Source organism: Arsenicicoccus sp. UBA7492, from assembly GCF_002479615.1.
Classification (GTDB): domain Bacteria; phylum Actinomycetota; class Actinomycetes; order Actinomycetales; family Dermatophilaceae; genus Arsenicicoccus; species Arsenicicoccus bolidensis.
Map to the genome: position 1 here is coordinate 1 of NZ_DLOE01000015.1, position 11,198 is coordinate 11,198.

An 11,198-nucleotide genomic window follows, 5' to 3' on the forward strand; every position below is an offset into this window, starting at 1 on the left:
CGCCCAGCGGCGTACTCGGCGTTCTGCACGGCCGTCGCCCCCGACTTCGTCCGCACCCGCCTGATGAACGCCACACCAGGAGGCTAGACGCACCCAGTTAGTGCGTGAAACTGCCCAACCCCAGGAAATCACCACAGGTCAGCGGTCCGTCACCTCCAGATCCCGCACTACCTGTCCAAAGTCAGGAGACCGAGAGTGACCCGCTGTGCCGCTACTGCCGCCGTCCCCAATCGGAGCACACAGGACCGGACCTCGAAACCTGTCCCTGAACCTGAACCACCTCCGTTCAGCAAACCGCTCGTTGCTGTGAGCCAACGCCAGGACCCGCCAATACGGAAGACATCAAGCAGTCTCCCGCCTACGCCGCAACTGGTAGCGGCCGGTGCCATCAGCACCGCAAACTCGGCTGTAGAACGGGCGTTTCTCGCCTCATCGAAGGTCGGGCGCCGGTGCCCGTCCTTCGCCATCAGCCGTCGTGGTCCGATGCGCGGGAGACAAGGCGTTGAGCCTCCCTGTCGTAGAAATAGCTGACGATGTCCCCGGAGATGATCAGGTCGATCGCTTGGTCGATCACGCTGAGGGGGGCCACATACCACTCGGACGGGTCGTAATTTCGACCCTTGCGGTCGGCTTGGGTGAGGTCGAGACGGACGTCGGCGAAGACCCGGTGCAGGAGGTTTTCGAGCGCCGAAGCCCTGAGGTTGTAGGTCCGGTAGTCGGCCACGACCTCGACCGGGGCCATGAGGTAGGTCGGCGACGTCTCGGCGTTCTTGATCCGTGCCTCGACCGAGCCCCGGGTGAATCCGATCTTGTGCAGGTTGGTGAGCTCTGCGATCTGAGGATCCGTGCTGAGAGAGCGCAGGACGTAGATGTGACCGCTGGCAGCGTCACCCTCGAGGATCTCCTCGTCATCGCTCAGGCCGGTTTGGACGATCGACTGACCCTCCTGCTCGAACAGTCTGATCGAGAGAGACTGCCGGTACATCGAGGACTCGGTGCCGTTCTCGAAGATCACGCGCAGCCGCTGCTTCTGCTCGGGCTTTCCGCCGACGATCATTTCTCGCGTCTCGCCCACTTCGGCGACGAACAGCATCACTCCGTTGAGGACGAAGAACCGGCCCTCGGTGACCGTGCGCAGACCCTTGAACGAGGCGAGTTGCGCCGTCCCGTCGGCCAACTCAGCATGCTTGGTCTTGAACAGGTGCTCGAAGCGATCGAAATCGAGGCACTTCTTGCGCTTCGCGACTGAGTCCGCCTCATCGGGGGCCTTCCGCACCGGTAGATCGGAGACATCCAGGAGTCCCGATTCGTCCCCGAGCAGATCGAGGTCATCGTCCCCGAGCAAGTCATCGAGCGAGGCAGGCGCCTCGGGGACCTCCAGCAGTCCGAACTCATCCAGATGCTTCAGGGCCGCGATCTTCTCCTCGTTCGCGAGAATCCCATCGAGGCGAGCCCCGAGCTTGCGTTCGGCGATCTCGCGGGTGGTGGAGTCCGGGATCCGACCGTGCGTCCGTCGGAACTCCACCACTTCCAAGAAGGCCCGCTCGAGCCGGTCCGTCGCCGTGACCTTGACCGGCTTCTCGGGCGCGTCCAGGAGCCCGTCGACGTCGGAGTCCAAAATGGCGTCGATGTTGGAGGGGAACGCGGAGTCGACAGGTCCCACGCTGTCCTCGCTGGTCATGCCTCGTCCGCCATCTGTGTTGCGCGCTGCGCGGCCTCGCGCTCCTGCTTCTTCTTCTGCAGGAAGAGCACGATCTCGGCGCACCGCTTCTCGGTCGGATCGTCGGAGCGGACGTTCGGCTTCCGACCGTTGACCTTGGCCCACTGTTGGATCTTGGGCCATGCCGCTAGTGCTTCCTCCTCGGTGATCTCGACCCGGGTTGCCGTGATCGCGTCGGAGATGATCCGCAGTACCGATGGCGTGACGGACTTCGAAATGACCTCGAAGGCGCGCTGGAACGGGTTGACGGAGTCGATCAGATTGATGTTGATGTCGTCGATGTTCACGAACTTCTCCGACATCCGGATGAAGCGCTTATCGCCAACCTGACGGACCTCGCCGTTCTTGACCACCGAGTCCACAACGACCTGCTGGCGCAGCTCCTCGACCTGTGTCTCGTCCAAGTCGGGGTACTTCTCGCGGATGATTTTCGGGATCAGGACCTTGTTGGTGGTCTCCGCGTCCACCGATCCGAAGGCAGCCTTCGCGAACGTATCGTCCTGCAGGATTGTTGCCTTCAGATCGTTGAGGTCGGTCTCGACAATCTGCTTCACCCGCTCGGACGACGGTTCCTTGAAGCCCTTGATCTTGATCACGCCCGGCGGGTTGGTGCCGTCATCACCGGAGCGCTTGGTCTTGAACTCGAAGTTCTGCGCCAGCACCTGCTCCATCAGCAGCGAAGCAGTGATCGCCTTGAGCATGTTGTTGACCGACACCTTCACCTCGCCCTGGGAGGCATCCGGCTCGGCAATCAGGTTGGTGAACTGGGCGTGGTCCTTGCCCGGGGAGTCGCGGGTGACCCGGCCGATGATCTGGATGACCTCGGTCAGCGAGGCGCGGTAGCCGACCGTCAGGGCGTGCTCAGCGAAGGGCCAGTCGAAGCCCTCCTTCGCCATGCCGAGCGCCAAGATCACGTCGACGGCGCCGGCATCCTTCGATGCCACCGTGGACAGGTAATGAAGCGTGTCGGCCCGCGTCTTCTGGTCCGTGTCGTCGACGAGGTCCGCGAGACGGAGCATCGCACCCGTGTCAGACCGGCGAATGGTGATGATGCCCGTGTCCGGGTCAGTGGACTCGACGTGGCCGATCGAGTCGATGATGAACCCGACCTCTTCGATCTTGTCCTTCGTGGACTCACCAGAGTTCACGTTGGGGATGTGGATGATCGTCTTCCGGTCGAGGTCGAAGACCTCGCCGATCGCGTCGGTGTATCGGCCCTGGTAGAAGTGGTGGCCGATGCCAAGCGAATGCAGGTACTGGTAGCCGTTGAGCTGGTCGTAGTAGTTGAAGGTGACCGGTGTGAACCGAGCCTCGTCCTCGGCAGACAGCACCGGCACCGAGTCGCCGCGGAAGTACGATCCGGTCATCGCCACGATGTGCACGTCGGAGCCGTTCATGACCTCGCGCAGCAGGGCTCCGAGGCGACTGGACTCGGTGTCGGCGGAGACGTGGTGGAACTCGTCGATCGCCAGGACGGTGCCGTTGAACGCGTCTGGGGCGAGCTTCTCGAAGGCGAACCGCAGAGTCGCGTGCGTGCAGACGAGGACGGCGTCAGGGCCGTTCAGGAAGTCGATGAACGCGCCGACCTTGCCTTGAGACGACCCAGGGTCGCAGAGGTTGTGCTCGGGCTTGACCTCCCAGTCGGCAAAGAAACCGAACTTCGTGAGGCCGGTCGAGGCGAAGGACCCACCGATCGACCGTTCCGGCACCGCCACGATGACCTTCTTACGGCCTTGGTTGTACAACTTGTCGAGGGCGATGAACATCAGCGCACGGGACTTGCCCGACGCCGGTGGGGCCTTGATCAGCAGGTGCTGGGCGTCACGCTTGGCGAAGACGCGCTGCTGCATCTCGCGCATGCCCATCGCGTCGGTGTTGACCGACGCCCCGGTCTGGGCGTAGGTCACATCAACGATGTTGACCGGCTTTTTGCTAGCGTTCACTTGCGCGCACTCCTCGTCTTCTTCGCCGGAGCCTTGGCGGCTTCGTCGGCAGTCATGGCCTCATACATAGCGAAGAGGTCCGACAACCGTTGCTCGTCGATCTCGTAGCCGCGCTTGGAGTAGATCGAGTCGACCAGTGTGTCCACCTCGGCGTGCGCGCGGCGCAGGTCGTCAGGCATCAAGTCCGGGTCATACAGTTCCGCCAGGGTTCGCTCACAGTGATACTCGCGGACGTCCAGAATCCGTAGCGCGGCGACGGTCAGCTTCTCTTTAACGGCCGTGGACAAGGCTGGGACCGGGAAGTTGTTGTAGACGATCGTGTTCGAGTACTGGTAGTTGATCCGCATCCGACCCGACACCACGTTTACCCAGGCCATGTGCATCCGAGACATCAGAAGCGAGAGAACCCACGGCTCCGCGTCGTAGATCGCGAAACCCTTCTTCGAGATGAGCGTCTGGGCATCGAGATAGCCCACCGGGATGTAGTCACGTAGCCCTGACGAGATGCTCGGGACGATGATCGACTCGGTGTCCTTATAGCGCATCTCGCCGAACCGATAGGGCGTCTCGGCGAGCTTCTGCGTCGGCACCTTCGGGCTCTCCAGGCGAGCCAAGGCGGTCTTGCGAAAGCGCTCGGCGAGGGCCGGAATCGCGCTCGCTTCCGGATAGGTTTCCTTGTCTACCCACACGCAGTACCGGTCCACTCCGTTGATGAACTCAGTGGACCCGAGTATCCGCCGGAGATACGGAGCAGCCTCCGGATGAGCACCTAACAGCTCTTCTCGCTCGCGGTCAACGAGCAGCAGGTGACCGCCGTCCACAGGCGCCGACCCCATGACCATTGGCGGCATCGCAGAGATCGGGCGGGAGCGCGCCTTGATGAACACGTTCCTGCCGGCAGCGAGATAGCCGTTGATGTTCTCAACTTCCATCTTGAGGTCATCAACGAAGAGGTGCTTCGGCTGTTTCGATATTGCACGCAGTGACATCACAGCCACCGTCACGTCTGCGTTTCCCTTCGCGTTGTTGTCCCACTGGAACGACGGGAAGGCGAACCCAATCTCTAACCCCTTGCTAAGGATCGGCGGGAACATCAGCTCGACGTGTTCGCCTTGAGCCACAGTCTTCGTGGTGACAAAAGCGAGCTCGGAACGAGTTCCGGCGATATAAGAGGCGCCCTTCGCGAACCAGAGGGCGATGTAGTTGAGCTTCTTCGAGTACTTGCTCGCCCCAAACACAAACGCGAAATCGGCCTTCTGCTCGGGCTTCTGGCGGCTCGCACCGACGTACGGCGGATTGCCGATCAGGTAGATCTCCGGCTCTCCGTCGTTTGGGCAGACCCTATTCCAGTCCACCCGGGTCGCATTGCCCGCCTGGATCTGTCCGGTCTCCTTGAGTGGGATCAGCGGGATCGAGACGTTGAACTTCTCCTTGAACTCGGTGTTCATCTGGTGCTTCGCGATCCAGAGTGAGAGGATCGCGACCTCAACGGCGAAGTCGTCGATCTCGATGCCGTAGAAGTTCTCGATGTTGATCTTGGACTCGGCGAACAGCACCTGGTGCTTGGGGTCAAGGTCGGCGAGGCGCTCGAGGATCGCGTGCTCGACCTTGCGCAGTTCCTTGTAGGCGATGACCAGGAAGTTGCCCGATCCACAGGCAGGGTCGAACACCTTGATCGCGCTGATCCGGTCCAGCAACGCCTCGAGCTTGCGGACGCTGTCGAAGCCGGAGTCGAGGTGCTCCCGGATGCCGTCGAGGAACAGCGGCTCGATCGTCTTCAGGATGTTCGGCACCGAGGTGTAGTGCTGGCCGAGGTCGGAGCGATGGCCGGGCGAGACGATGGCCTGGAACATCGAGCCGAAGATGTCGGGGTTGATCTCACTCCAGTTCAGTGTGCCGAGCTCGATCAACCGGTCTCTGGCGGCTTTGGTGAACGTCGGCACATCGAGGCCAGCGGTCAGGGTGAAGAGTCGGCCGTTGACGTAGGGGAACGAAGCCAGGTGGTTCGGCTTGTCGGCCGGGTCTTCGGTGTCCAGCGCGGTGAACAGCACCGCCAGGAATTCGTGGACGTCCGACCCGTCGGCCTGCGTGTGCGAGCCGACCGCGTTGGTGAACTGCGTCTCGGTGAAGATGCCCGTGTCCTCGGCGAAGAAGCAGAACAGCAGCCGGGTGAAGAAGACGTTGAGGGCGTGGCGCCCGCTTGTCCCGTCCATCAGCCCGGGGTTGGCGGCGAGCAGCTCGTCGAAGAGCTTGCCCATCCGCTCGGCGGCCTTGACGTCGGCGTGGGACTCCGCGACGTACTGCGCCTTCTCCATCCCGCCCCACGGCAGGAAGAACGTGAAGTGCTGGTCGATGTCCCGGATCGGGATCATCAGGTTCTCGCCGGTCTTGGTGTCGACCGCCAGCAGCTCGTTGTAGTCGGTGACGATGACGAAGCGGGTGCTGTACCGCACCACCGCCGGCGAAGACTTCAGCTCGTCGATCACGGCGAGCGGGTCGTCGGTCGTCTCCTTGAAGTAGACGACGTTCTTCTGGGCGACCTCGGTGGCCGGGTCCGCCGCGATGTTCAGCGACCCGTTCCGCAGGCGGGTGACGTTGCCCTGCGGCTTCCCGTAGGCCAGGAGCAGGTCGAAGATGAACTCGCGGTCGTAGGACTCGCGACCGCCCAGGGGCACGACACGCTCCTCGATGGCCTTCAGGTTGAGCCGAGCCACTGCAGTCCCTTCGTCGAGCACGTGATCGTGTACTCGTCACTCTAGGGTCGGCCGCTCAGCGTGCTCAGCAGGCACTCCGGCACCACCAGCACAACAGCAACCGGGGCTGGCCTGACGCTCGGAGGTGGCGGTACCGTCGAGGCAACGCGAAAGGCCTCGACACCGTGTGGTGTCGGGGCCTTTCGCAGATCTTGCGGTGACTCCAGCGGTGACATCGGTCCGAGTCGGACCGACCTCACCACCTCGGTGACCGCGTTTTCGCTGGTAAACCAACGAACTCGGTCGGGCTGACAGGATTTGAACCTGCGACCCCTTGACCCCCAGTCAAGTGCGCTACCAAGCTGCGCTACAGCCCGTTGCCCACCGCGGTGAGCGACACGTCACCTTAGCGCACGAGCGGCCACGATTCCCAATCGATCCCGCCTGCCGCTGCCGCCCCGCAGGAGCGCTCGCCCCAACCCTCACACAACGGAATGTCTGCCCTCTCCCGGTCGTTGAACGATCCAGGAACCACCGAGAGGAACCCCCATGTCCCCATACCGCACGAAGGCCTACCTCGACGCCCGACACCTGCTGCGCAAGCACCAGGAGACCCACGGGGAGCTGCGCGGAGTGATCGCGCGCCGCACCGAGAGCGAGCCCACCGGCCACGAGTGACGCGGGCTCGGCCCACAGACCGGCGCGGATCCACCTCCTACCCCCTTGGAGGTGGATCCGCGCCTTTGTCGTGCGGGGACCGCGGTTGCGAGGAGGTCAGCGCGGCGGGGTGCTGCGCAGGTATTCCCCCAAGCTCGTCGGCCGCGAACCGGTGAGCTCGCGGACGGCACTGCTCACCGTCGCCATCGTGCCGTCGACGATCGCGGTGTAGGTGCTCACCCAGGCGTCGACCTGCCAGTCGGGGGCGCCGTAGCCGGCCCGGGAGGCGTACGCCTCGTCGAGCGTCTCGTCGTGATAGCTGACCTTCGTCCCCCGCACCGCGGAGATGGTGCTCGCCACCTCGCTGAGGGTCAGCGCCTGTGGCCCCGTGAGGTCATAGGTGCGGTTGGTGTGCGCGGCCGGGTCCGACAGCACCGCGGCCGCCGAACGCGCGACATCGGCCCGCGCCACGAACGCGCAGGCGCCCTCCCCCGCAGGCCCGCGGATGACCCGGTCCTCGCCCACCAGCGCCTCGGTGAAGTCGAGATAGAAGCTGTCGCGCAGGAAGGTCCACGCCATGCCGGAGGCCAAGATGTGCTCCTCGGTGGCGTGATGGTCGCGCGCGAGGGTGAAGGTCGCGTCCGGCGCCGCTGCGAGGAACGACGTATAGACCACGTGCTGCACCCCGGCCGCCGCGGCCGCGTCGACGAAGGTGCGATGCTGCGCCAGGCGGTCCGCGCTCTCGGACGCCGACACCATGAACAGCACGTCGACCCCGGCCAGCGCTCGCGTCGCCGCGTCCAGGTCGCCGAACTCGGCGGCGGCGACGTCCGTGACCGCGTCGTGGTGCGGCACCCGCGGGCTTGACGGGTCACGCACGACGAGGCGGTGCGGCATACCGGCCTGGTCGAGGAGCCGGGAGACCAGCCCCCCGAGCTGTCCGGTGGCTCCGGTCGTGGCGAGGGTCGTGCTCGTCATCAGGTCCTCCTCGACGTCGTCGTGGGTCGGGTGCCGTGGGTGCCAGCCCCACTCTCCCCGGCCGTATGCCGGGCGCCTACCGCGACTGGCGGCCGCGCTTCTCGCGCACGCGCACCGAGATCTCGATCGGCGTGCCCTCGAAGCCGAACTCCTCGCGCAGCCGCCGCTCGAGGAAGCGCCGGTAGCCCGCCTCGATGAAGCCGGACGCGAAGACCACGAACCGCGGCGGTCGCGTGGACGCCTGGGTGGCGAACAGGATGCGCGGCTGCTTGCCTCCGCGCACGGGGTGCGGGTGGGCGGCGACGATCTCGCCGAAGAACGCGTTGAGGCGCCCGGTGGGGACGCGCATGTCCCACGAGTCCAGGGCCGTCTCGAGATAGGGCACGAGCTTGCCGGTGTTGCGCCCGGTGAGCGCCGACAGGTTGACGCGCGGGGCCCACTGGATCTGGACGAGCTCGCGCTCGATCTCGCGCTCGAGGTAGTAGCGGCGCTCCTCGTCCACGGTGTCCCACTTGTTGTAGGCGACGATCAGGGCGCGGCCGGCGTCGACGACCTGCTGGATGACGCGGATGTCCTGCTCGGAGATCGGCTCGCCGGCGTCGACGAGGACGATGGCGACCTCGGCCTTCTCGAGGGCCGACTGGGTGCGCAGGCTGGCATAGAAGTCGGCGCCCCGCGTCTGGTGCACGCGCCGCCGGATGCCGGCGGTGTCGACGAACCGCCAGGTGGTGTCGCCGAGGCGGATAAGCTCGTCGACCGGGTCGCGGGTGGTGCCGGCGACGGTGTCGACGACGACGCGCTCCTCCCCCGCCAGGCGGTTGAGCAGCGAGGACTTGCCGACGTTGGGGCGCCCGAGCAGCGCCACGCGGCGCGGCCCGCCGCGCTCGTAGGCGCCACCGACCTTGGACACCTCGGGCAGCACCCGCAGCACCTCGTCGAGGACGTCGCCGGAGCCGCGGCCGTGCAGCGCGGAGACGGGCCACGGCTGACCGAGCCCGAGGCCCCACAGCATGGCGGCGTCGGCCTCGGCGCGCTGGTCGTCGACCTTGTTGGCCACGAGGATCACGGGCTTGCCGGAGCGGCGCAGCATCTTGACGACGGCCTCGTCGGTGTCGGTCGCGCCGACCGTCGCGTCCACGACGAACATCACGGCGTCGGCCAGCTCGACGGCCACCTCGGCCTGCTCGGCGACGCGCAGGTGGATGCCCCGGGCGTCGACCTCCCAGCCGCCGGTGTCCACGAGCGTGAAGCGCCGCCCGGTCCACTCCGCCTCGTAGGCGACGCGGTCGCGGGTCACGCCGGGCACGTCCTCGACGACGGCCTCGCGGCGGCCGAGGATGCGGTTGACCAGGGTGGACTTGCCGACGTTGGGACGCCCGACCACGGCCAGCACCGGCAGCGGGCCGGCGTTGTCGTCGTCGTCCTGCGAGCCCGGCTCGGCGTCGATGAGGGCGCGGTCCTCCTCGGACAGCTCGAAGTCCTCGAGCCCTGCACGCAGCGCCTGCTCGACCCCCTCGTCGAGGGTGTCGTCCGCCGCGGATCCCACCGGAGTCTCGTCGGAGGTCGGGTTGTCGTGGTCGGTCACGTGAGCGGTCCTTCAGCAGTCCTTGCCGTATGCCGCGGAGCGGGCACCGGCATCCCATTGTCCCTCATGCCCCGCCGCCGCCCGAACGAGCGACGCGACGCGCCCACCTGTCCCGCCGGACGGGCATCCGCGCAGCCACCCTCACCGGGGTCCTGGCCACGCGCTGACCGCGACGCTCGACCAGGAGGCGGCGTCGACCGTCGCGGCATTCCTGGACCAGCTGGCCTCGACCGCCCGGGACCGCCGCGAGGACCTCATCCCCCAGGACGGCCATCTCCCAGGAAGCAGGAGCGACCCATGATTCCGTTCGGCCCGCGGCTGATGGGCCAGACCGAGAAGGCGCTCAACCGGGTCCTGCAGCGGATCCTCGAGCACCATGACCTCGGCGAACCGCAGTGGGTCACCCTGAGGCTGGCACAGGACCGCAGACCCGCTGGCTCGCTCGCGGACTTCGTCGCCGGGGAGGGTCAATACCCGTATGCCGTGGGCATCATCGCGGGGCTCCACGCGCGTGGCCTCCTGCGTGACGACGCCTTGACCGAGGAGGGGCGCCTGCTCGTCGCCCGCGTGAGTGCCACCGTGGACCACCAGGTGGGCCATCTGTGGGCCGCCATCCCGGACGACCAGGCGACCAACGCCGCGCTTGCGCTCAACCACCTCCTGAGCGGATGTCGACAGCTCGTGGCCGATGACGTTCAGCCGACCCCGGCGACGCGACGCATCCGGACGACCAGGGAGGCCGCCGGCGAGACCTTGCCGGACGCGTAGGTCGACAGCCGCGACGGTGACGTGCCGATGCGCTCGGCGAAGGCCTTGCGCGACAGGCCGCTCGCCGCGACGAGCGCTGTGACCTCGTCGGCCACCGCCGCCTTCTCGGCAGCCTCGGCGGCCGCGCGCGCGTCGGCGATCGAGCGCTGCAGGAGCGGCGTCACGCCATACGGTTGCTCATAGCTGAAGTAGTCCTCGAGCGAGCGCGCCACCGGACCCCACGGGTCGGCCTGGACGGCGCGGTGGATCCGGCGCCAGTCGGCCAGACCGCCGCGCTCCACGGCCGTGACCAGCCCCTCGTAGGGCCACGACTCGACCGGGTCGCTCGGGTCGGCATCGACGTTGCGAAAGCTCAGCGCCATCACTCGTCCCGGTCCACCATGACCGCGGCCAGGTCTGCGCACACCTGCACCACCGCCGACCAGTCGTGCCACCGGGGCAGCAGCCCCTTGTATCGAGGCAGCTCGTCGATCGTGCGGCGGTCGCGGGGGTCAGGCTGGGCCAACCGCTCCACGAGAAGTGTTGACACGGCACCCTGCTCGTCGGATCGGTCCGCGTAGTAGTCGTCGATGGCGAGCAGCGTCGTCACGGCAGGCGCGTGACCCATCGCGTCCGCCAGGGCAGCGACGTCGAGGTAGTCCCGGGTCTGGTTGCGCTGGACCACCAGGTAGGCCTTGACGCGCAGGGTCTCCTCGATCGTCGGCACCACCAGCTCCCCGGCGCCGGCCACCTCGACGCGCGCGGTCTCCAGCGGGCGACGCCGTCGCAGCTGTCGAAGCCCTGCCTCGACCCCGTCCAGGGAGCCGAGGATGGTGAACGGCGGGGACGACGCCCGCACGCTGGTGGCCCAGCCG

At 66.4% G+C, this 11,198-nt stretch carries 9 protein-coding genes and 1 tRNA gene; 2 read left to right on the forward strand and 8 right to left on the reverse strand.

Annotated elements, in window-relative coordinates:
* Positions 1-466: 466 nt before the first annotated feature.
* The 4 genes from B4E97_RS04150 to B4E97_RS04165 form a co-directional block, all read right to left on the reverse strand.
* On the reverse strand, positions 467-1,681 hold the full coding sequence (locus B4E97_RS04150) for a GIY-YIG nuclease family protein (RefSeq protein ID WP_286958796.1): 1,215 nt from the start codon (positions 1,679-1,681) through the stop codon (positions 467-469).
* On the reverse strand, positions 1,678-3,627 hold the full coding sequence (locus B4E97_RS04155; RefSeq protein ID WP_286958797.1) for a DEAD/DEAH box helicase: 1,950 nt from the start codon (positions 3,625-3,627) through the stop codon (positions 1,678-1,680). Before B4E97_RS04155 ends, B4E97_RS04150 begins: the two co-directional genes overlap by 4 nt.
* A gap of 32 nt (positions 3,628-3,659) precedes the next feature.
* Positions 3,660-6,398 (reverse strand): DNA methyltransferase, encoded by a 2,739-nt coding sequence (locus B4E97_RS04160; RefSeq protein WP_286958798.1) that lies wholly within the window; start codon positions 6,396-6,398, stop codon positions 3,660-3,662.
* A gap of 261 nt (positions 6,399-6,659) precedes the next feature.
* Positions 6,660-6,733, reverse strand: a tRNA-Pro gene (locus tag B4E97_RS04165).
* A 172-nt stretch (positions 6,734-6,905) separates the two neighbouring features.
* On the opposite strand from B4E97_RS04165, the gene B4E97_RS04170 reads away from it, so the two are divergent.
* On the forward strand, positions 6,906-7,034 hold the full coding sequence (locus B4E97_RS04170; protein ID WP_286958799.1) for a hypothetical protein: 129 nt from the start codon (positions 6,906-6,908) through the stop codon (positions 7,032-7,034).
* A 96-nt stretch (positions 7,035-7,130) separates the two neighbouring features.
* Here the strand turns inward: B4E97_RS04170 and B4E97_RS04175 are convergent, their stop codons facing one another.
* Complete coding sequence (locus tag B4E97_RS04175) at positions 7,131-7,991, reverse strand: SDR family oxidoreductase (RefSeq protein WP_286958800.1); 861 nt, start codon at positions 7,989-7,991, stop codon at positions 7,131-7,133.
* Positions 7,992-8,067: 76 nt separating this feature from the next.
* Entirely contained in the window at positions 8,068-9,537 is a 1,470-nt protein-coding gene (gene der, locus B4E97_RS04180) for a ribosome biogenesis GTPase Der (protein ID WP_034251684.1), read from the reverse strand.
* 336 nt (positions 9,538-9,873) lie between these two features.
* Between der and B4E97_RS04185 the strand changes: the two genes are divergently transcribed.
* Complete coding sequence (locus B4E97_RS04185) at positions 9,874-10,344, forward strand: hypothetical protein (protein WP_286958801.1); 471 nt, start codon at positions 9,874-9,876, stop codon at positions 10,342-10,344.
* Here B4E97_RS04185 and B4E97_RS04190 read toward each other — a convergent pair.
* Both B4E97_RS04190 and B4E97_RS04195 read right to left on the reverse strand, forming a co-directional pair.
* Positions 10,272-10,706: a helix-turn-helix domain-containing protein gene (locus B4E97_RS04190; RefSeq protein ID WP_019285727.1), complete on the reverse strand. Its 435-nt coding sequence runs from the start codon at positions 10,704-10,706 to the stop codon at positions 10,272-10,274. The genes B4E97_RS04185 and B4E97_RS04190 overlap by 73 nt on opposite strands.
* A partial coding sequence (locus B4E97_RS04195) for a hypothetical protein (RefSeq protein ID WP_286958802.1) occupies positions 10,706-11,198 on the reverse strand: 493 nt, incomplete at its 5' end. The genes B4E97_RS04195 and B4E97_RS04190, both read right to left, overlap by 1 nt.